This is a genomic window from Nocardia sp. NPDC058519 (assembly GCF_042719755.1).
Classification (GTDB): domain Bacteria; phylum Actinomycetota; class Actinomycetes; order Mycobacteriales; family Mycobacteriaceae; genus Nocardia.
The window spans coordinates 132942-153341 of the sequence record NZ_JBHXNK010000009.1 but is presented as its reverse complement, the minus strand read 5'-3'; the positions used below and the strand labels follow the sequence as shown (position 1 = coordinate 153341).

At 67.5% G+C, this 20400-nt stretch carries 22 protein-coding genes and 4 tRNA genes; 13 read left to right on the top strand and 13 right to left on the bottom strand.

The annotated features are described in order from the left end of the window. Window positions 1-216 precede the first annotated feature (216 nt). The gene (locus ACFWPK_RS13505) at window positions 217-1185 is read left to right on the top strand and encodes a helix-turn-helix domain-containing protein (protein WP_378915157.1); all 969 of its coding nucleotides are present in this window, start codon (window positions 217-219) and stop codon (window positions 1183-1185) included. A 16-nt stretch (window positions 1186-1201) separates the two neighbouring features. Here the strand turns inward: ACFWPK_RS13505 and ACFWPK_RS13500 are convergent. The 3 genes from ACFWPK_RS13500 to ACFWPK_RS13490 form a co-directional block, all read right to left on the bottom strand. Continuing rightward, a tRNA-Ser gene (locus ACFWPK_RS13500) sits at window positions 1202-1292 on the bottom strand. Window positions 1293-1338: 46 nt separating this feature from the next. Beyond that, window positions 1339-1773, bottom strand: a complete 435-nt coding sequence (locus ACFWPK_RS13495) for a nucleoside deaminase (RefSeq protein WP_378915287.1) — start codon at window positions 1771-1773, stop codon at window positions 1339-1341. A gap of 11 nt (window positions 1774-1784) precedes the next feature. Then, entirely contained in the window at window positions 1785-2324 is a 540-nt protein-coding gene (locus tag ACFWPK_RS13490; RefSeq protein ID WP_378915155.1) for a tRNA adenosine deaminase-associated protein, read from the bottom strand. 58 nt (window positions 2325-2382) lie between these two features. Here ACFWPK_RS13490 and ACFWPK_RS13485 point away from each other — a divergent pair, with 58 nt between their 5' ends. Further along, entirely contained in the window at window positions 2383-3330 is a 948-nt protein-coding gene (locus tag ACFWPK_RS13485; protein ID WP_378915153.1) for a prephenate dehydrogenase, read from the top strand. A 38-nt stretch (window positions 3331-3368) separates the two neighbouring features. Here the strand turns inward: ACFWPK_RS13485 and ACFWPK_RS13480 are convergent, their stop codons facing one another. The 3 genes from ACFWPK_RS13480 to ACFWPK_RS13470 are packed head-to-tail and all read right to left on the bottom strand — an operon-like array spanning window position 3369 to window position 7640. Next, the gene (locus ACFWPK_RS13480; RefSeq protein WP_378915151.1) at window positions 3369-3986 is read right to left on the bottom strand and encodes a putative glycolipid-binding domain-containing protein; all 618 of its coding nucleotides are present in this window, start codon (window positions 3984-3986) and stop codon (window positions 3369-3371) included. 49 nt (window positions 3987-4035) lie between these two features. Next, the gene (locus ACFWPK_RS13475) at window positions 4036-5895 is read right to left on the bottom strand and encodes an ABC transporter ATP-binding protein (protein WP_378915149.1); all 1860 of its coding nucleotides are present in this window, start codon (window positions 5893-5895) and stop codon (window positions 4036-4038) included. Beyond that, a complete protein-coding gene (locus tag ACFWPK_RS13470) occupies window positions 5892-7640 on the bottom strand; it encodes an ABC transporter ATP-binding protein (RefSeq protein WP_378915147.1) in 1749 nt (582 codons plus the stop codon). Before ACFWPK_RS13470 ends, ACFWPK_RS13475 begins: the two co-directional genes overlap by 4 nt. Window positions 7641-8110: 470 nt before the next feature. Between ACFWPK_RS13470 and ACFWPK_RS13465 the strand changes: the two genes are divergently transcribed. Beyond that, window positions 8111-9244, top strand: coding sequence for a DNA cytosine methyltransferase (locus ACFWPK_RS13465; protein WP_378915285.1), 1134 nt, complete (start codon window positions 8111-8113; stop codon window positions 9242-9244). A gap of 83 nt (window positions 9245-9327) precedes the next feature. Beyond that, window positions 9328-9735 (top strand): very short patch repair endonuclease, encoded by a 408-nt coding sequence (locus tag ACFWPK_RS13460; protein ID WP_378915146.1) that lies wholly within the window; start codon window positions 9328-9330, stop codon window positions 9733-9735. Window positions 9736-9755: 20 nt separating this feature from the next. Here the strand turns inward: ACFWPK_RS13460 and ACFWPK_RS13455 are convergent, their stop codons facing one another. Beyond that, complete coding sequence (locus ACFWPK_RS13455; RefSeq protein WP_378915144.1) at window positions 9756-9884, bottom strand: hypothetical protein; 129 nt, start codon at window positions 9882-9884, stop codon at window positions 9756-9758. Between the two features lie 147 nt (window positions 9885-10031). On the opposite strand from ACFWPK_RS13455, the gene ACFWPK_RS13450 reads away from it, so the two are divergent. Beyond that, window positions 10032-10712, top strand: a complete 681-nt coding sequence (locus ACFWPK_RS13450) for a DUF998 domain-containing protein (protein ID WP_378915142.1) — start codon at window positions 10032-10034, stop codon at window positions 10710-10712. Here the strand turns inward: ACFWPK_RS13450 and ACFWPK_RS13445 are convergent. Next, a complete protein-coding gene (locus ACFWPK_RS13445) occupies window positions 10705-12285 on the bottom strand; it encodes an esterase-like activity of phytase family protein (protein ID WP_378915140.1) in 1581 nt (526 codons plus the stop codon). The genes ACFWPK_RS13450 and ACFWPK_RS13445 overlap by 8 nt on opposite strands. Window positions 12286-12370: 85 nt before the next feature. Between ACFWPK_RS13445 and ACFWPK_RS13440 the strand changes: the two genes are divergently transcribed. The 3 genes from ACFWPK_RS13440 (at window position 12371) to ACFWPK_RS13430 (ending at window position 14138) form a co-directional block, all read left to right on the top strand. After that, window positions 12371-12766, top strand: a complete 396-nt coding sequence (locus ACFWPK_RS13440) for a Rid family hydrolase (RefSeq protein ID WP_378915138.1) — start codon at window positions 12371-12373, stop codon at window positions 12764-12766. Window positions 12767-12910: 144 nt separating this feature from the next. Then, window positions 12911-13636 carry a maleylpyruvate isomerase family mycothiol-dependent enzyme gene (locus ACFWPK_RS13435; protein ID WP_378915137.1) on the top strand — a complete coding sequence of 242 codons (726 nt, stop codon included), beginning with the start codon at window positions 12911-12913 and terminating at the stop codon, window positions 13634-13636. Window positions 13637-13697: 61 nt separating this feature from the next. Continuing rightward, complete coding sequence (locus ACFWPK_RS13430) at window positions 13698-14138, top strand: DUF4189 domain-containing protein (protein WP_378915136.1); 441 nt, start codon at window positions 13698-13700, stop codon at window positions 14136-14138. An 84-nt stretch (window positions 14139-14222) separates the two neighbouring features. Here ACFWPK_RS13430 and ACFWPK_RS13425 read toward each other — a convergent pair. The 3 genes from ACFWPK_RS13425 to ACFWPK_RS13415 form a co-directional block, all read right to left on the bottom strand. Next, window positions 14223-14295 (bottom strand) — tRNA-Arg (locus tag ACFWPK_RS13425). Between the two features lie 39 nt (window positions 14296-14334). Beyond that, window positions 14335-14424 (bottom strand) — tRNA-Ser (locus ACFWPK_RS13420). A gap of 93 nt (window positions 14425-14517) precedes the next feature. Continuing rightward, a complete protein-coding gene (locus ACFWPK_RS13415; RefSeq protein ID WP_378915135.1) occupies window positions 14518-15234 on the bottom strand; it encodes a dienelactone hydrolase family protein in 717 nt (238 codons plus the stop codon). Window positions 15235-15312: 78 nt separating this feature from the next. Between ACFWPK_RS13415 and hisC the strand changes: the two genes are divergently transcribed. The 3 genes from hisC to ACFWPK_RS13400 all read left to right on the top strand — a co-directional run bounded on the left by hisC (window position 15313) and on the right by ACFWPK_RS13400 (window position 18332). Continuing rightward, window positions 15313-16389, top strand: a complete 1077-nt coding sequence (hisC, locus tag ACFWPK_RS13410; protein WP_378915133.1) for a histidinol-phosphate transaminase — start codon at window positions 15313-15315, stop codon at window positions 16387-16389. A 373-nt stretch (window positions 16390-16762) separates the two neighbouring features. Beyond that, window positions 16763-17815 carry a nitric oxide synthase oxygenase gene (locus tag ACFWPK_RS13405; protein WP_378915284.1) on the top strand — a complete coding sequence of 351 codons (1053 nt, stop codon included), beginning with the start codon at window positions 16763-16765 and terminating at the stop codon, window positions 17813-17815. Between the two features lie 148 nt (window positions 17816-17963). Next, entirely contained in the window at window positions 17964-18332 is a 369-nt protein-coding gene (locus ACFWPK_RS13400) for a nuclear transport factor 2 family protein (protein ID WP_378915131.1), read from the top strand. Here the strand turns inward: ACFWPK_RS13400 and ACFWPK_RS13395 are convergent, their stop codons facing one another. Further along, entirely contained in the window at window positions 18333-19187 is an 855-nt protein-coding gene (locus ACFWPK_RS13395; RefSeq protein ID WP_378915130.1) for an SDR family oxidoreductase, read from the bottom strand. Between the two features lie 62 nt (window positions 19188-19249). Here ACFWPK_RS13395 and ACFWPK_RS13390 point away from each other — a divergent pair, with 62 nt between their 5' ends. Together ACFWPK_RS13390 and ACFWPK_RS13385 are read left to right on the top strand one after the other, a co-directional pair. Further along, the gene (locus ACFWPK_RS13390) at window positions 19250-19651 is read left to right on the top strand and encodes a winged helix-turn-helix transcriptional regulator (RefSeq protein WP_378915128.1); all 402 of its coding nucleotides are present in this window, start codon (window positions 19250-19252) and stop codon (window positions 19649-19651) included. A gap of 80 nt (window positions 19652-19731) precedes the next feature. Continuing rightward, the gene (locus ACFWPK_RS13385) at window positions 19732-20202 is read left to right on the top strand and encodes a YybH family protein (protein WP_378915126.1); all 471 of its coding nucleotides are present in this window, start codon (window positions 19732-19734) and stop codon (window positions 20200-20202) included. Window positions 20203-20214: 12 nt separating this feature from the next. On the opposite strand, the gene ACFWPK_RS13380 is transcribed toward ACFWPK_RS13385, so the two are convergent. Continuing rightward, window positions 20215-20300: transfer RNA gene (locus ACFWPK_RS13380), tRNA-Ser, on the bottom strand. Window positions 20301-20400 lie beyond the last annotated feature (100 nt).

Genomic DNA, 20400 nt, shown 5'->3' with positions numbered 1-20400 from the left:
ACCGGCGACCGTTACCGGGGGTTACGCCCGCTCCCGCACTGTGGCTTCCGGCATTCGCGCCGAGCCGCGACAGGCGGGCGGATGCCGTGCCTGATCGCGTTCGCGGTGTGGATTCCGATGGCGAAGTCCTTCAGTTGCTTCAACATATCTTCATGGTCCGACTTCCGCGTCATCGAAAGAAGTGGCGTAGAAGACGACTATCGCTAAGATTTAGACATGAGCTCGGTATCGGTACTGGCCTACGACGGGATGACGGCGTTCGAAACCGGCATCGTCGTCGAGGTCTTCGGTCTGACCTGGCCCGATATCGAGCAGCCCTGGTACGAGCTGAAGATCTGCACCGAAACCCCCGACCCCATCCGCGTGATCGGCGGCGCGACCCTGACCAGCCCGTATGGACTCGCGGAGTTCGCCGCCGCCGACACGGTCGTCGTCCCGAGCGTCGCCGACCCGCGCGCGCCGACCTCGCCGGAATTGATCGACGCGCTTCGCCAGGCGCACAGCAACGGCTCCCGGATCGTGTCGATCTGCTCGGGCGCGTTCGCCCTCGCCGCCGCGGGTCTGCTCGACGGCCGCCGTGCCACCACGCACTGGCGATACGCCGCCCTGCTCCGCGAGCGCTATCCCGCTGTCGAGGTCGACCCCGAACCGCTCTACACCGACGAAGGCGACATCCTCACCAGCGCGGGCTGCGCCGCCGGGTTGGATCTGGCACTGCACCTGGTCCGCAAAGATCTGGGCGCGTCCGTCGCCAACGCGGTCGCCCGTCGCCTCGTCATCCAGCCCCACCGCGCGGGCGGCCAAGCCCAATACATCGAATCCCCCATGCCCCCCGAACCCCTCGACGCCCCCATCGCCCGCAGCCTTTCCTGGGCACTCGAACACCTGGCCGACCCGATCGGCATTCCCGATCTCGCCAGGGTGGCAGGCCTGTCGCCGCGCACCTACCTGCGCCATTTCGTCCGGGAAACCGGTGCGACCCCGAGCAAATGGCTGATCGCCCAGCGGATTCAGGCAGCACTGGCGATGCTGGAGACCGGCGACGCACCGATCGAGGAGATCGCGACCGCGGCCGGTTTCGCCACCCCGGTCACCTTCCGGCACCATTTCACGCGAGCCGTGCGGACCTCGCCATCGTCGTACCGGCGCACTTTCCAGACAAGAAAAAGCCCCCCACCTGCGTGAACAAGTGAGGGGCTCGTGGCGGTGGCGGAGGGATTTGAACCCTCGGAGGGGGGTTACCCCTCACACGCTTTCGAGGCGTGCTCCTTAGGCCGCTCGGACACGCCACCGCCGACTACGGTACCGGAGTGGGTGGGAGATTGTTAAATCGGCTGGTCAGCGTTGGTTTTTGAAGAACGTATCGAGGAGCGCGACGCACTCCGGTTCGAGGATGCCGCCGCGGACCTCGGGGCGGTGGTTGAGGCGGCGGTCGCGGACCACGTCCCAGAGGGAGCCGACGGCACCGGTTTTGGGTTCCCACGCGCCGAAGACGACCTTGCCGATGCGGGCCAGCACCAACGCGCCCGCGCACATGGTGCACGGTTCGAGGGTGACGGCCAGGGTCGCGCCTTCGAGGCGCCATCCGTCGCCGTGAACAGCGGCGGCCGCGCGCAGGGCGAGTACTTCGGCGTGGGCGGTCGGGTCGCCGAGTGCTTCCCTGGCGTTGGTGGCGCGGGCGAGTTCACGGCCTTGCGCGTCGAAGACAACGGCGCCGACCGGCACATCGCGCGGGTCGGCGCCTGCTGCGGCCACCAGGGCGGCGCGCATCATGTCTTCGTCGGTCACCTCGGCATTTTGTCCAGGGCAGCGGCGAACTCGTCGGCGAAACCGAGGCTCTGGGCGATCAAGCCGAGCTGCTCGTCGGGGTAGAGATCGGTGTCGGCGAGAATCACACTGAGTACCGGTTCGGCGAGGCCGAGGTCGGCCAGGACACCCAGGTCGCCCTCTTCCCACGGTTCGACGTCGTCGAGGTCGTCGGGGTCGATGTCGGGGATCTCGACATTGAGTGCGTCGAGAACGTCGGCGGCGATGTCGTAATCGATCGCCGCGGTGGCGTCGGAGACGAGCAGGCGGGTGCCGCTCGGCGCCGGCCGCAACACGATGAAGAATTCGTCGTCGACGTCGATCAAGCCGAACACCGCACCTGAGCTGCGCAAAGCCTTCAGTTCGGTCTCGGCCGCCGACAGATCGTTCAGGGCTTCGGAGCTGAGCGGACTTACCCGCCACGTGCCTTCTTCGCGGACCACGGCCACTGCGAACCCTTCGACGTCGAAGTCGTCATCCGACGTCGCCCTGTTCGTGCCCGAGCGCTGTGCTGCCATGGACCAAACGGTAGTCTGTCCCACCCCTAATGATGAACTCGTGTGCCAATCTGTTCCGATGAGCATCGACCAGCGTGGGGCTGTTTGCGTCCTCGGGACCGGCCTGATCGGCGGTTCACTGCTGCGCGCCGCCGTCGGATCGGGGTACCTGGCGTTCGGCTACAACCGCTCCGAATCTGGGGTCGCCGCGGCGTGTCATGACGGATTCGACGTGTCCGGCGACCTGTCCGCGGTGCTGGTTCGGGCGGCCGAAGTGGACGCGCTGCTGGTGATCGCGGTGCCGATGCCCGCCGTCGAATACCTGCTTGCCGACATCGCCGCGCTCGCGCCAGGGTGCCCGCTGACCGATGTGGTGAGCGTGAAGGGGCCGGTGCTGGCCGCGGTGCGAAAGCACGGGCTCGAAGCTCTGTACGTGGGTGGGCATCCGATGGCGGGGACAGCCGAATCCGGCTGGGCCGCAACCGATTCAGATCTGTTCCGGGATGCGGTGTGGGCGGTCGGGGTGGACGAGGGCACGCGGGTAGAACCGTGGTCGCGGGTGGTGCGGCTCGCGTTGGACTGTGGGTCGGTGGTGGTTCCGGTGCTCGCCGAGGAACACGATCAGGCCGTCGCCCGGATCTCGCATCTGCCGCACGTGCTGGCCGAAGCGCTGGCAGCGGCGGGGGCCGCGGGCGGGAAGCTGTCGCTCGGTCTGGCTGCGGGTTCGTTCCGCGACGGAACCCGCGTCGCAGGCACGGCTCCCGACCTTGTGCGCGCCATCTGCGAACCGAACGCGGCCGCGCTGGGACGGGTGCTCGACGAGGCCATCGAGACACTCGTCACTGCCCGCGACTCCCTGCGTGCGGACGGTAACCTCGGCGAACTCGTCGAGACGGGTTTCCGCGGTCGCACCGCGTACGACGACCGCACGACCTGGGACATCACCGGCATCACGCCGGGTACCGGCGACTGGCTCGCCGAACTTCATCGCGCGGGCCGGGACGGTGGAGTGCTCCGCGCACTGTGAGTGCCTGCCCGCGGGGGCTGCTGGGCCGAAACGGCGAGTCAGGCGCGTTCGGCCAGTCCCGGGTAGTCGAGGACGAAGCCTTCCGGGTCGACCGTCAGAGTGGCGCTCGAGACCGGGGAGAGGACGTTGATGCCGTCGGCCGCGCTCGAGTAGGTGAGCTCTGCCTCCTGCACCAGCAGGTCGGGTAGTCGTACGTAGACGACCGGGACCTGGACGTCGCCGACGGCGTGCTGGAGGCTGAACCGGCGGATCGGCAGGGTGTTGAAGAACGGGCTCAACACCACGTCGACGTCGAGGGCGCCGCCGAAGGTGGAGCGCACGTGGGTGCCGCCCGCGTCGACGAGCCAGTAGTTCTCCTCGTCCCGCGAGATCGAGGCGTGGCGTTCACCGGCCGCGGTGGTGGTGCGCAGCGACAACCGCCGCGTGGCGCCCGCCTCATCGGTGACCAGATCGTAAGACGCGCTGAACGCCGGGTGCTCGTCGCCTGCACTACCGATCAGCCGTCCCGCCGCCCTGATCCGGTTCCCGTTCACCGTCACCCGCACCGATTCCATGCGGGAGTTGTCGTGGGCACGCCAGGTGAGCACCGCGGGCCACCGGGAGGCCGGTTTGATCTCGGTGGGGCCGTCGGCCGGGCCCGGGGCTGGGGTCGTCACCTCTCTACGGTAAGCGACACCAGCCCCGCCGCTACACAACACGAGCGCATCACACCAGCGAATCCCGCCATGCGGCGTGCAATCCGGCGAAGCGTCCCTGGCCCGCGATCAGCTCGGTCGGTGTGCCGTCTTCCACGATCCGGCCACCGTCGAGCACCAGCACCCGGTCGGCAATTGCCACGGTGGACAGCCGGTGGGCGATGATCACGGCCGTGCGGTCACGCAGCAGCGTCTCGAGCGCGTGCTGAACCAGCCGCTCACCGGGGATATCCAGGCTGGAGGTCGCCTCGTCGAGGACGATCACCGCCGGATCGGCCAGGAACACCCGCGCGAACGCCACCAGCTGACGCTGCCCCGCCGAGAGCCTGCCGCCGCGCGTCCGCACGTCGGTGGCGTACCCGTCGGGGAGCCCGGCGACGAACACGTCCAGCCCCACCGCCCGCGCGGCCGCGGCGACCTCGGCGTCGGTCGCGTCGGGCCTGCCGAGCCGGATGTTGTCGGCGATGGTGCCGGAGAACAGGTAGGCCTCCTGCGTGATCATCACGACGTGCCTGCGCAGCTCGGCATCGGCCAGGTCGCGCAGATCCACCTCGTCGAGCGTGATGACGCCACCGCTCGGGTCGTAGAACCGGGTGAGCAGTTTCGCCAGCGTCGACTTGCCCGCGCCCGTGGCACCGACCAGCGCCACCACCTGTCCGGCCGGGATCGCCAGGTCGAACTCCGGCAGCACCGAGGTGGTGTTGTAGCCGAACCAGACCTTGTCCATCCGCACCGCGCCGGTCGCGCTGGCGAGCGTGGCCGGGCGTTCGGGTTCCGCGACGGCCGGTTCCTCCTCGAGCACGCCGGAGATCTTCTCCAGCGCCGCGGCGGCGGACTGGTAGGAGTTGAACACCTGCGCGAGTTCGTCGAGCGGACCGTAGAACTGGTCGAGGTAGAGCAGGTAGGCGGCGAGCACACCGATCGCGAGGTTGCCCTCCATCACCTGCCAGGCGCCGACCAGCAGCACGATCACCGTGGTCAGCTTGCCGATGAAATTGGACAGCCCGACGTAGTCGCCCATCCCGCGAACCGCGGTCGTGGTCGCCTTCTGGTACGCCGAGTCCTCGACGCCGAGGACCTCCTCGTTGCGGTGTTCGCGACGGAACGCCTGCACCGCGCGCATGCCGCTCATCGATTCGACGAACTGCACGACAACGCGCGAGATCGCGCCACGCGTACGCCGGTAGCCCGCCCGCTGACGCCGCTGCGCCCACCGCGTCACCAGCACCAGCGGCACGAACCCGATCAGCACGATCGAGGCGAGCAGCGGGTCGAGCCAGATCAGCAGCGCCGCGATGGTCACCACCGAGATCACCGCGCTCAGCGCCTGATTCAGCGCGCCTTCGAGCAGCTCCTGCAAGGCTTCGATATCGCTGGTGAGCCGGGTGACAACCTTGCCCGAGGTGTATTTCTCGTGGAACGACACACTCAACCGCTGCGTGTGCCGGAACGCGCGCACCCGCAGGTCGAACAACACCCGCTGACTCAGCGACCCGGAGGCCCGCAAGAAGGCGAAGGTGGTGAGCCCCGACAGCACCGTCACCGCGACGAACCCGGCGACGGTCGCGATCATCGGCGTCCAATTGCCCTGGCGGCCTTGGCTGATGCCGTGGTCGAGCCCGTAGGCGATGAACAGCGGCAGCGAGACCTTGGCCGCGTTGTCGAGCAGGATCAGGACGAAGGTCGCGATCGCCTGCTTGCGGTAGGGCCGCACCAGATCGAGGAGCAATCGCCGGGATCGCCCGGCCAGCACCAGGTTTCCGGTTCCGGTGACGGTGTCGTCTTCTTTGGCGATACCTCGCCAGTCGGCGGCCAGATCGGATTGCTCCGCCGGCACCGCCTTTTCCGGTGTCACGGTCTCGGTGCTCATGCCTCACCTCCCATCAGTTCGCGGTAGTGGCTGCTCGTGCGCAGCAGCTTCTCGTGGCTGCCCTCGGCGACGATGCGCCCGTCGGCGAGCAGGGCGACGCGATCGGCCAGCGCGGCGGTGGACGGCCGGTGCGCGACGAGCAGGGTGGTCGCCCCGGAGAGCGCCGCGCGCAGCCGATCCTGCACGCGCTCTTCGGTTTCCACGTCCAGCGCCGAGAGCGGATCGTCGAGGACCATGATCCGGCCGCTCGCCGCGGTCTCGCCGGTGAGCACGGCTCTGGCCAGCGCCAGACGCTGACGCTGCCCGCCGGACAGACTCATGCCCTGCTCGCCGATGCGGGTGTCGAGTCCCCACGGCAACGCGTCGACGAACTCGCTCGCCTGCGCGATATCGAGCGCCTGACGCACATCGGCATCGGTGGCGCGCGAGTCGCCCAATGCCACGTTCTCGCGCACGCTGGCCGAGAACAGCACCGGCTCCTCGAAGGCCACCGTCACCACCCGGCGCAGCTCGGCCAGGCGCAGGGTGGCGATATCGACGCCGTCGATGGTGATCGAACCGCCGCTGACGTCGTAGAGCCGGGGAATCAGCTCGAGCAGCGCGGTCTTACCGCTGCCCGTCGCGCCGACGAGCGCGACCGTCTCCCCCGGCCGAATCCGCAGCGAGATCTCTTCCAGCACGGTGTGTTCCGGACCGTCGCCGGATCGCGGGTAGGCGAAGCGGACACGGTCGATGACCAGTTCCCCGTGCAGCGCGGTGGGTAGTTCCACCGGGTGCGCCGGGTCGGCGATGTCGAGCGGGGTGTCGATGATCTCCCAGTAGCGGTCGGCCGCGGTGCGTGCCTCGAACAGCTCCGACAACAGGAAACCGAGCCAGATGATCGGCCACTGCAGGAACGTGGCCAGCGTGATGCTCGCGACGAGCGTGCCCATCGTCATCGACCCATGGACCACGGAGTAGCCACCCACCCCGAGCGACAACGCGATCGACACGGTCGGCAGGGTCACCAGCGCCGCCCACAGCGTCGCGTCGAGGCGCACCTTCTCCATTTCGGTGCGCTGCAGTTCGCGGGAGAGCGCGGTGAAACGCGATCCGAAGAACCGGCCCCGGCCCAGCGCCTTGAGCACCCGGACGCCCTGCGCGGATTCCTGAGCGATGGTGGCCAGGTCGCCGGACTGGTCCTGCGAACGCCGCGAGGCCACCTCGAACCGGCGGACGAATCGCGCGCAGAACAGCGTCAGCGGCAGCGATGTCACCGTGAAGATCAGTCCCACTTGCCAATTCATCGCGAACAGCGCGATCAGCCCGATGGGCATGATCACTCCGTTGACGATGAGGAACGGGCCGGCGAACGCGACGAACCGCCGCAGCACCGACAGATCGTCGATGGCGCGCGAGAGCAGCTGACCCGACTGCCAGCCGTCGTGGCGGCCGATCGAGAGCGCCTGGAGCTGCGTGAAGAGCTTGGCGCGCATGGTGATTTCGAACATCGTCGAGGGCTTGGACACCAGCCATCGCCTGCCCCACATGCCGAACGATTCGAGCGATCCGAGCAGAAAGATCAGCGCCACCGGAGCAAGCAGACCGACGAAATCCCGCCGTGCGATCGGCCCGTCGATCACCCGCGCGATGACGAGCGGAATCGCGATCGCGGTGCTCGCGGTGACGATCGCCAGCGCGTTGGCCAGCAGCAGCGGCGCCCGGTATGGCCGGAGAAAGGGCAGAAATCGCCACAGCGACACCATTCCCCTACTCGACCGCGGCGCTGGCCGCTCCGATCTGTCGGCCTCCGATTCGGCGGCCGCCAGCTCTGATGTGACAGACAAAAATCCCCCTTGATGCCCGGTTGGCTGGTTGGTTTCCGGAACGGACGCCTGGTGATGTTCGCACCGGGGTCCGACAAGTTCGGCCCCTCAAGAGTCCCAGAGCACCCCCACCCCCGGCCACCGATTTTCCTCCCGTCGACACCCCCGCGTCCACCCCCTCCGCGACCGGGCGCCGCACACCTCTCCCGTGCTCGACACCGAGCGAGCCCAGCGCCCAACCGACGGAGAGCACTCGACCCTCAGGACCGCTCGTTCGCGGTCGGCCCGCAGTTCAGTGGCCCGATACAATGCGGCGCAGGCGCGAATATCGGCCGCCGAACAGCGGGCCGATCATGGGCCGCGAACTCGAGCGCGCCCGCGCTCCAAAGACACAGGGGTCGTTGATGCGGATGGTCGGGTTGTTCGCCGGGATCGGCGGGCTCGAACTCGGTCTGAGCAGGCATGGCTGGGCGTCGGAGCTGCTGTGCGAGATCGACCCCGGCGCCCAGGGCGTGCTCGCCGCTCGTTTCCCCGATACGGACCTGCACGGCGACATCACCCGCCTGCGTTCACTCCCCGCGGGCACCGAGCTCGTCGCGGCCGGTTTCCCCTGCCAGGATCTCTCGCAGGCCGGGCGTACCGCGGGCATCACCGGTCGACGATCGGGCCTGGTGGACGAGGTCTTCCGGCTGGTTCGCAGGCAGCGCGGGCCGCGGTGGTTGTTGATCGAGAATGTCCCGTTCATGCTGCAGCTGGGTCGTGGTGCGGCCATGCGCCACATCACCGCGGCGCTCGAGGAACTCGGGTACGCGTGGGCGTACCGGGTCGTCGACGGGCGCGCGTTCGGCTTGCCGCAACGGCGTCAGCGCGTGCTGATGCTCGCTTCGCGCACCGAGGACCCCCGCCAGGTGCTGTTCGGCGACGACGCAGGCCCCCGCGACTACGGCGACCCGGACCGCGATCCATGTGGCTTCTACTGGACCGAAGGTGTGCGTGGCCTCGGCTGGGCCGTGAACGCGGTGCCCACCCTCAAGGGCGGATCCGGGCTCGGCATCGCCAGTCCGCCCGCGATCCGGCTACCCGCGGGCGAGATCGTGACGCCGGGGATCATCGACGGTGAGCGATTACAGGGCTTCGACGCCGACTGGACCGCCCCCGCCCTCGACGTTCCTGGCGTGCGCCACGGTCATCGCTGGAAACTGGTGGGCAACGCGGTGAGTGTGCGGATGGCGAACTGGGTCGGTGAACGCCTGGCCGCACCGTCGGATCCGCTGACCGTGGGCGAGCCGATCGCCGCGGGCCAGCCGTGGCCGAGCGCCGCCTGGGGCCACGCGGGCGTCGTGCACCGAGTTCCCCTCTCGACCTGGCCGGTCCACGAGCCCTACGAGGACCTGAAGAACTTCCTCACCGAACCTCGCCTGCTCTCCCCCCGCGCGACGGCGGGGTTCCTGCGGCGCACCGAGATGGGAAACCTGCGCTTCCCGCCCGGATTCCTCGACGATGTCCGCGACCACCTCGACCGCATGGGCGGCTGGGCGGCATGAGCGCGCGGCGCGCTGCCGGCGGGGAATCACCCCACGGGGCGGCTGCTTCGTCGCCACCGACCGCATCGGCTGCGCGCAGGCCGGTGACCGACGCGGCGACAAGCGCGCGTATGTCCAAGCAGCGACGCGCGAATACTGCTCCCGAGCTGGCACTACGTCGCGAATTACACCGCGCGGGCCTGCGCTATTTCGTCGACCGCCCGCCCGTCAAAGGCCAGCGTCGACGCGCGGATGTGGTGTTTCCCCGGCTGCGCATCGCGGTCTATGTCGACGGGTGTTTCTGGCATCGATGCCCTGATCACGCGACCGATCCGAAGAACAACGCGCAGTGGTGGGCCGACAAACTGGCCGGCAATGTCGCCCGAGACCGGGCCACCGATGCCGCGTTGACGGCGGCGGGCTGGCAGGTGGTGCGGGTGTGGGAGCACGAGGATCCACACAAAGCAGCCGAGCGGATCACCTCATTGGTGGAGCGATCCAAGCTCGGCTGACCTGCGATTATTGTAGATTTTCAGCGACGCCGCGGCGTGCGTTCGGCGCGAACTCGCACCCGTGCGCGCGACGCGTCCGCCGCGACGAAACCGGACACGGCCAGCGCCAGGATCGTGGCGAAACTTGCCAGCGCGATCACATAGCTCATCGAGGACCTCTCCGTTGGTTACCAACCACCCTGCACGGTGAACCTGACAGCAACCTGTGCGTGCCTGTGACCCCTGATGAAACCACGTCCGCGCTCTCGACGCGCGCCTGGTAGGAGCGTCGAGGCCCGACACGCACAATGGTCGGTGTGACCGAATCCGCACGGCACACCCGTGGCTACTCGTTGCTGATCGCCCTCGCGATCGCGATCGCGGGCCTGTGCTATTCGTCCTGGCTGCTGGAATTCGCGCTGCCGATCGACACCGACCCGGTCAACGACTTCCTCAGTGAACTCGATGCCGAGGGCAAGCCTTATCGCGAGGTGTTCGCCACCGCCGACAAAGTGGCCGGCCTGTTGCTGATCCCGGCGGCGCTGGGTGGTCTGCTCGTTTTCCAGCGCCGCCGGTTGACCACGATCGGCTGGGTGGCCCTGTTGTGTTTCGGCGCGTCCACGATCGCCGACGCCCTGCTCCCGCTCCACGACTGCGCCCCAGCTGACACCACTTGCGGCGGCGACAGCGGACTGTTCCCGCAACTACACCAACCGCACGCGCTCACGAGCACGCTGGCCGTCACCTCGATCGCGGTGGCGGCGTTCGCGTTCAGCGCCGCCGCCTACCGCTACCACCGCTGGCGAATTCTGCGCGAGTTCGGCGTCGCCGTGCTGGTCCTCGGGTCGGCGGCGACCATCTGGATGATGGTCGCCGACAACCTGTCCGGCTCCTACGCACTCGGCATCGCCCAGCGAATCCAAGTCGGCACCATGTCGCTGTGGCTGCTCGCCCTGGCCACCGCGGTACTCATCGAGGCACGCGAGTGGACTAGTTGACGGTGATCTTCACTGTGTAGCCGTCGATCTTCGCGGGCAGCTTGGTGGTGTCGACCGCGAGCACCTCGCCGGTGTCCTGCACGCCGTTGGGCAGCATCTTGGGCTTCAACCCGAACGGGGGCTGTTCGCCCTGGCTGGCGGCCAGGCCGAAGTCGCTGTCGTTGGCGATGTAGATGGTCTTGCCGCCGTCGAGGGTGGCGATGCCTTCGATCTTGTCGTGACCGAAGAACCGGCCCTTCTCGTCGAGCGCGGCGACCAGCGCGGAGAGGTCGAGGTTGCTCTTCTTCGCGACGGGGGTGACGCCCGCCTTGGTCAGCGCGGCGACGGCATCGGCGGTCGGGGTGACACCGATCAGTGTTTCCAGCGGCTTGCCGTCGATCAGCAGGCCGCCCTTCTCGGCGTCATAGGTCGCGCCGGGCACGGCGGACTGCGGGCCGACATCGGTCGCGCCCGCGATGTCGATGGTCCAGATCTTCTTGTCCGACTTGGGTGCGAGGTTGCCGTCGCGCTCGTCGACCAGGAAGGTGGTGGCGCTGAGCGCGGTGATCTCCGAGACCGCGACCTTGGACTGCTTCGGGTTCTCCAGTGGGTACAGGAATTCCTTCTGCGCCTTGGTCTTCAGGTCGACGGTCACGATGCGCGCGAACGGGACTTCCTTGGCCGAACCACTCAGACCGGGGGTGTTGAGCGCGCTCTGCACCATGCCGACCAGGGTGCTGCCGTCGGGGGTAATGGTCAGCCCCTCCATGCCCTGATTGGGAGTGCGCAGCGCGATCTCCTTCGGCAGGCCGTTGCCGGGGGCGAGCCGCTCGATCTCCTTGCCCTTGGCATCGAAATGCACCAGGAACGGACCGTATTCATCGGAGATCCAGAAGGTGCCGTCGGCCAGTGCGACCAGGCCTTCGGGGTCGATGCCGTGATCGGTGGGCGGCAGGACGTTGCCCTGTAGGTCCTTGATGGTCTCGCCGGTGTTGGCCGAGGTGTCGACCTGGCCGTTGAACGGTGCGCCCGACGAGCTGTGCAGCTCGATGCTCGACTGCAGCTCCGCCCGGTTGCCGACCAGCTTGAACCGGCCGATCTTCGGCACGAAACTCGGTGTCGGCGAAAGCTTTTCATTCTTGGCCGGACCATCGACGTTCGGGCCGCGGTCGGTGAGTCCGTAGAACTCGTCGGCGCTGCCCGGCACCGGGGTCCAGGCCGAGCCGAAACCGCTGCCCTGCACCGTGGTGCCGCCGAACTCACCGAGCACCGGAATGTCGGTGGTGTAGAGGCGAACCGCGTCGGTGGTGGTGACCGTGAACTGGTCGAAACCGGTGTAGCCGGCGCTCGGGGTGTAGACGTAGGCGCCGTCGGCGCGGCGGGTGATGTTGCCGTGCTCGGGCTCGAGGCTCACCCCGAGCACCGCGCTGGTACCGGCCTTGGCGACCAGGTCGTCGAGCGAGATCACCAGCGGCTGGTCCTTGCCCGCGGTGAAGCGGGCATCGGGATCCGGCGATGAGCAGCCCGCCACAACGGCGGCAGCGCACAGCGCGGCGGTGAGAGGAAGGAGGCGTAGACCTGGACGTGCGTTCACTCGGCATGCATACCGTCGTGAGCCGACCAGGAGACGACCGGCAAATGAATTGCCCTCCACCGCTCGGTGGACCATTCTGGCGGCCATGACCACAACTCGGGTGAACATTTCCTCAGCCTCCGATTTCGAAGATGTCGTCGGGTATTCGCGGGCGGTACGGGTCGGCAACCAGGTCGTCGTCAGTGGCACCACGGCCGCCGTCACCGGCGGGGGTGCCGTCGGCGGCGACGACATCGGCGCCCAGACCCGTGAGGTCCTTGCCCGCATCGCCACCGCGCTGGAGCAGGCCGGGGCGAGTGTGCGCGACGTGGTGCGCACGCGCATTTTCGTCACCGATATCGCCCGCTGGCCCGAGATCGCGGCCGCTCATGCCGAGGTGTTCGGCACGATCCGCCCCGCGGCCTCCATGTACGAGGTCACCGCGCTGATCGCCCCCGAACTGCTGGTCGAGATCGAGGCGGACGCGATCATCGCTGACTGAATCGTCACACGAGCCCGCTCCGGCGATCCGGCGTCGACAGCCGAAAATGCCGAGTTGTCCACAGGTGCAGAGTTATCCACAGGGCGGTTTCGACGCCGCCGTTATCGCCCATGCGCCGGAGTCCGGAGCACTACTCTCGAATCTGTGACCAGCGAAACGGCTACTCCCACCGATCTGCTCGATCAGGTCGCCGCCTCCACCGCGCGCTTCGACACCGCGATCGGCACACTCACCGACGCGGCCCTGGCCGAACCGTCCCTGTTACCGGGGTGGACCCGCGGTCATGTGCTTGCCCATCTGTCGCGCAATGCCGACAGCCTGCTGAATCTGCTGCTGTGGGCCCGCACCGGCATAGAGATGCCGCAGTATCCGAGCGTCGCCATCCGCGATGCCGACATCGAGGCGGGGGCACCCCGCCCGCTCACCGTGCAGCACGCCGACTTCACCGCCACGGCGCACCGCTGGCAGGCCGTCGCCACCACCATGCCCGCCGCCGACTGGCAGGCCGAGGTCCGCAACCGCCAGGGCGGCACCCTCACCGCCGACCAGATCCCCTGGATGCGCCTGCGCGAGACCGAAATCCACCACGTGGACCTCGACATCGGCTACACCCCCGCCGACTGGCCAGCCCCCTTCGTCGCCCGCCTACTCCCCGAGGCCGCCGCCGACCTGTCCACCAAACTCCTCCCCGAAGCGACCCCCACCTTCGACATCCAGTCCACAGACACCGATTTCATCACCACCATCGGCCCCGGCCGCCCCCACCACACCGTCCTCGGCCCAGCCAGCGCCCTATTGGCTTGGCTCCTCGGCCGCACCGACGGAGCAGACCTCACTGGCCCACTCCCCCCGCTGCCGGCCTGGAAATAACCTGCGCCACCGACAGTCGTCGGAAAGAATTCGATAACCACGACCGCCGATAATCAATGTCATGAAATCTATTGCTGCACTGGGCATTCAGTTGCTCTCTGTGGTCGCGGTGGCAGGTATCGGGCCGACCGTCGCCGCAGCACCCGCATCCGCCGACTCGACCTTGTACGCATCGATCGCCATCTCGTACCGGACCGGCGCGACAGCCGCGTCCTGGAACTACCGTTACGAGTGGGCCGCAGAGGACGCCGCCGAGGACGCCTGTGGAAGCGACGACTGCGTCGCATACGTCAACACGGCGAGCGGCCTGTGCGCCGCTGTCGCCCGTGCAGCGGACAACACCTGGATGTGGGCGAGGGCGTATTCCCGAGCCGAGGCCGCGGCGAACGCCATCGGCGCCTCCACCGGTCCACGACCGCAGGTCATCCAAACGGTCTGCCAGGACTCAGCGTGGGGAATCGGCGCGATCCAAACCGCCGCCCCTCAGCAACCCCTCGAATGAGTAAGGCCAGTGATTCAGCGGCGGTGCGTTAGATCAAACGAAAACCGCCTCTCACCAGAAATTCTGGTGAGAGGCGGTTTGTTGTGCGCCCGAAGGGATTCGAACCCCTAACCTCTTGATCCGTAGTCAAGTGCTCTATCCGTTGAGCTACGGGCGCATGGTCTTGCATCTTCAGTTGTACCCAGCGAACTGGGTGTGGCGGAGGCGAGAGGATTTGAACCTCCGGTCCCCGTGAAGGGACAACTCATTAGCAGTGAGTCCCATTCGGCCGCTCTGGCACGCCTCCTGGAGCCTTCTCTTTCGAGGGCACCGGTCCTTGTCGAACCGCCGGGAATGAAGATTACACGAGCAGTCGTAGTAGTCCAAAACGCCTGGTCAATCAGCGTAAGTTGCTGTCGAACCAGTCGTAGATACGAGTCTGGGAATCGATGCGGATGGCGGCGGCCGCCTCGTCTTCGGGGTCGGGGCGATCGGCACGGTGGCTCAGGCCGGGATAGGAGATAGTGAGACTGGCCACATTCGCCTTGGCCGTGGCCTCGCGCAGGCGTTCGACCGCCTCGGGAGGGGTGGCGGGGTCGTCGGCGCCGAACAGGCCGAGCCAGGGGGCTTGGAGGTCGGCGGCGACATCGATCAGGGCGGCGTTCTGATCGGGGAGCGGTTCGGTGATGCCGGGGGCGGACACGCTCACCGCGGCGCCGATCGGGCGGGTGGCGGCGACGAGGAAGGCGGCGGTGCCCGCGCTGTCGAAGCCGAGGACGCCGATGGTGTCGGGGAAGACTCCGCGGCCGGTGAGCCAGTCGAAGCCGGCATCGAAGTCGTCGAAGAGTTCCTCGCCGAACACCTCGTGCACCTGCGGGTCGGCGATGCGGTCGAACAGGTGTGGCGCGATGACGATCCAGCCCTCGGCCGACAGCGCCCGCATCAGGTCGAGCAGCAGGGGGGAGAATTCACGGGATTCGTGCAGGACGACGATGCCACCGCGGGCCACCCGTTCGGGCTCGACCACCGTGATCGGCACGGCAGTGCGTCGCGCGACGGCGGCCGTGTCGACATCCACCGGCCGCAACGGGGCGACGTCGTCGTAAGTGCCCGGCATAAACCCAGCGTAGGCGGCAGAACTGGACTTGGGTAGGCCTAGCAGGTCGCGACGGGCAGATCATCGTAGGGTGGAGGCGTGACCGCGCACATCCGCCCCGACCTCGCCACCATCCCGGCCTACGTTCCCGGCCGTAACCACCCCGATGCGGTGAAGCTCGCGTCCAACGAGACCACATTCGGTCCGCTGCCGAGCGCGACCAAGGCGATCGCGGAGTCCGCCGAGCTGGCCAACCGCTATCCGGACAATCAGGTCAGCGAGCTGCGGGCGGCGCTGGCCGAGTTCCTCGGCGTCACCGTCGCCAATGTCGCGGTGGGCTGCGGCAGCGTGGCGCTGTGTCAGGAACTGGTGCAGATCACCTGCGACGCACCCACCGACGAGGTGGTGTTCGCGTGGCGCTCGTTCGAGGCGTATCCGATCGTCACGCAGGTGGGCAATGCGACGGCGGTACAGGTGCCACTGGCGCCGGGCTACCTGCACGATCTGGACGCGATGGCCGATGCGGTCACCGAGCGCACCAAGCTGATCTTCGTCTGCAATCCGAACAACCCCACCGGCACCGCGCACGGGCGCGCCGAGCTGGAACGGTTCCTGGATCGCGTGCCCGCACACGTTCTCGTCGTGCTCGACGAGGCCTACTACGAATACCTGCGGCTGACCCCCGAAACCCGCCCCGACGGCGTCGATATCGGTCGAACCAGGCCGAATGTCGTTGTGCTGCGCACTTTCTCGAAGGCCTACGGCCTGGCCGGGCTGCGCGTGGGCTACGCGGTGGGTGCTCCCGAGGTGATCGCCGCGCTGCTGAAGGTGCATATCCCGTTCAGCGTGAACCGGGTCGCCCAGGTCGCCGCGATCGCCTCGCTGCAGGCGCGCGGTGAACTGCTCGATCGCACCGATGTGCTGGTGGCACAACGGCATCGGCTGCGCGATGCGCTGCTGGCCGCGGGTTACGAGGTGCCGCCGAGCGAGGCCAATTTCGTGTGGTTGCCGCTGGGCGCGCGCAGTATCGAGTTCGCCGAGGCGAGTGCCCTTGCGGGCGTGCTTGTTCGGCCGTTCGCCGGTGACGGCGTGCGGGTGACGATCGGCGATCCGCACGAGAACGAGCAGTTCCTCAGCTTCGCCACCGAACCCGAAACAGCGGCCCGATTCCGTTAGTCCGGGACATGGTCAGCATCCCTTGACGTCGGTTTGCGGTGGGATTACCGCGAATTCGAGCACACTGCCAGCACACCGGTCGTAGGCTGGCTCGAAGCTGATTTCGGTGTTCGAAAAGGACGAATTTGCAAGCGGCGACGACCGACCGATTACCTGGTCGACGCGCGCCACCGGTCGAGTGAATGTGTTCTCGGCGGGCAATCTTCCCGCGTCGGAGGGTGCACCCGCACGGCCCCGCACCCCGCTGCCCGACCGGAGATTTACCGTGAACCAAGGCTCTCGCCCCGCTGTCTGCGAAACACTTACCCCCACAGTCTCTTTGGCAGCCGACATCGAAGTCGCCGCGCCGCCCTCGGCCGATCTGGATCGCCGAATGCGTGACTGCGACGAGTTCTTCCGCTATCCCGAACTCGGGCACCTGCCCACCCAGCGTCGCCTCGGCGCGCTCGCCGAATTGCGCGATACCGGCACCTACACCCAGACCGCCGAGGAGATTCTGATCGGCGCGAAACTGGCCTGGCGCAACCACGCTCGCTGCGTGGGCCGCAAACATTGGCGATCGCTGAAGCTACTCGATGCCCGCCGAGTTACTTCTGCGCGGGAACTTTCCGAGGTGTGCTGGCAGCATCTGCGCCTGGCCACCAATGGCGGCGCGATTCAGTCGATGATCACGGTGGGCCCGACGTCCGAACCCGGCGGTGGTGAGTACCGGGTCGAGAGTTCACAGCTGATCCGCTACGCCGGTTACCGCAACGGCGACGGCACCGTCACCGGCGATCCGGCCAATATCGCGGCCACCGAGCAGGCGCTCGAGCTGGGCTGGCGTGGGGCGCGCACACCGTTCGATGTGCTGCCGGTGCTGATCAGCACTCCGTCCGAGGGCGTGCGGTATTTCGACGTTCCGCGCGACCTGGTGCGCGAGGTCGACCTGATCCACCCCGACTACCCGTGGTTCGCCGCGCTCGGCCTGAAATGGCATGCGCTGCCCGCTGTTTCGAACATGGATCTGGATGTGGGTGGGGTCCGCTACCCCTTCGCCCCCTTCAACGGCTGGTATGTGGGCACCGAGATCGGCGCGCGCAACCTCAGCGACACCGATCGCTACAACATGCTGCCGCTGATCGCCGACATGATGGGTCTGGATACGTCATCGGTGCGGACGCTGTGGCGCGACAAGGCGCTGATCGAGCTCAATCATGCTGTGCTACACAGTTTTCGGGTATCCGGCGTGCACATGGTGGACCACCACACCGTGGCCAAGCAGTTCTGCGATCACGTGCAGCGCGAGGAAGCGGCCGGGCGCGCGTGCCCGACCGACTGGAGTTGGGTCAATCCGCCCATCTCGTCCGGGCTGACACCCACCTTCCACCGCTACTACGACGCACCCGACCTGGACATTCGACCCAATTTCGTCCGCCGAGACTGAACGGCGGCGGTTGGCACGTCAGTCGAACCAGCCGCCCATCACTGGAGGCCCCGCGACCGGTTTCGCACGACGACAGGCGAGCGTAGGGTTCTCGGTACGGGCCGAATCGCCCTGGTCCGGCTCGTTTCGACGAGCGAGGGAGACCGAGATGAGCACCGCGTCCAGCTCAGGATTCGATGCCGATGCACTGCGCCGCGGAATCGAAAGCCGCGATGCCGCAACACTGCTGACGCTCTACGACGACGATGCCGAGATCCGCATGGTCGACCACCGCGACCAACCCAGCCATCCCCGGGTGATGCACGGCCGCTCGGCGATCAGCGCGATGTTCGACGACGTGTGCGCCAGGGAGATGACCCACTCTCTCGACAGTGTCCTGATCGACGGCGACCACATCGCCTTCGTGGAATCGTGCCGCTACCCGGACGGCACCCGCGTCCTTGCCCACTCGATGGCCAACCTGCGCGACGGCCGCATCGTCGACCAGACGTCGATCCAGGCGTGGGACGAAGGGTAGTCAGGCGAAGTCGGCGGCGTGGTCGGCCGCCCAGCGGCGGTAGTCGCGGGCCGGTGACCCGGTGACCTCGCGCACCGTCGAGGTCGCGGAGCCGGGTGTGTCGACGAGGCCGGCGAGCCCGCTCAGCACTACGCGGGCGATGTCGGGTGGGAGCCAACCCATGTGCTCCACCGCCGCCTCGGGGCTGATCTCCTCCCAGATCAGCGTGCGCCCGAGTGCGGCGCCGATGGCTTCGACCTGGTCGATCCGGCTCAGCGGCGCCGGGCCGGTGAGCGCGTACCGCGCACCGGCGTGCCCGTCGGTGGTCAGCGCGCGCACGGCGACCGCGGCGATATCGGCCTCGTGCAGCAGGGTCATCGAGGCGGCTCCGTACGCGCCGCGCACCACGTCGCCGACGCGGATCTGCGGTGCCCACTCCAAGGTGTTCGTGGCGAAACCGCTGGGGCGGAGGAAGGTCCATTCGAGCGTGGATTCGATGATCGGCTTCTCGATGAGGGCGTGTGCCCGGCCGATCGGGTGGTCCTGTTCGTCCAGATCGTCACGGACCGCCCCGGAGGAGAGCAGGACGATGCGGCGCGCGTGTGCGGCGATGCGAGCGACCACCGACTCCGCGATCTCCGCCGACAGCATCGGCCAGGTCAGATAGACCGCATCGATGCCATCGAGTGCGCTGTCCAGGGTGTCATGGGCGGTCAGATCCCCTTGCACGACCTCGACATCCGGCGGTAGCGATGCCGCGCGCGGATGACGAGCCAACGCCCGCACCCGCGTCCCACCCGCGGCGAGCTGCGCCGCCACCTGACCCCCGACGTGACCGGTCGCCCCGATCACCAGAACCTTGTCGACATCCACCATGGGCCAACCGTACGAAGGGGACTTACTTCTGGAAAGGCCATACCGATTGGTAAGCTCATGGCATGTCGGTAGGAGTCCCGGACAGCGACCGGTCCACACTCGGGCAACGTGACGTATTCGACAAGGACTGCCCGGCCCACACCATCCTCGGCAAGGTCACCAGCCGCTGGGGCGTCCTGATCCTGGCGGCACTGCGCGACGGCCCGATGCGATACCACGTCCTGCGCGACCGAATCGGTGGCATCAGCGAAAAGATGCTGTCGCAGAACCTGCGCACCTTCACCGACTACGGCCTGGCCGAGCGCACGGTCGAACCCACTGTGCCACCACGGGTTTCCTACGCACTGACGCCGATAGGCCACGAGGCCGCCGAAGAGCTTCATGGTCTATTGCAGTGGGTGAGCACCCGCGCCGAAGAGATCGTGGCCTTCCGAGCGGCCACAGCCGACCCACCCACCGCATAGTCCCCCAGCCGACGGCATGTGTTGGGTGCAGCGCCAACAGGATCCGGATCGACGACGGCGGGCAGCCGTATGTTGGAACGATGACTGTCGATACACCCGGCGGCCGCCCGAAGGCCGCCGTTGTCGCAACGAATCAGGACGCCGCCATAGCCGCGATCACCGGGGTGTTCAGACGTCTCGAAGCCGCGCTCGCGGCGAAGGACGCCGCCGCGTTCGACAGCGTCTTCACCGATGACGTGGTCTTCATCAATCCGGCGGGCTCGGTCTTGCTGAACTGGGACGGGCTGCACGCCTACCACCTGACCGCGCTGCGGAACAGCCCGGACGCTGAGGCGCACTACGAGATTCTGGCACTACGGCTGCTCGCCGGTGGACATGCGATCGTCAATGTCGAGCAGACGCTACAAACACCGGATTTCTCGGTAACCAACCGCGGAACATGGGTTTTCACGCAACGAGACGACAGCTGGTGGGTCTGTTCGGTGCACAATACGAATGTGGCGGGCAGCATCGATCGCGCTGCGAATTCACGCCGTGAATCCGCTGGCTGACCTGCGGGTCTTTGGCGGAGACGGAGGGATTTGAACCCCCGATGGTGTTACCCATGCTCGCTTTCAAGTCGACTGGTGATGGTCTGCTCGACGTCTACTGATGTCCGTACCCCTACGCCAAGTGCCGAAATGCTTCCGTGGGGGTTTCGTCGTGTCCGGGGTCGTATGCACGAGTTGTGACAACTGCGTGACACCTCC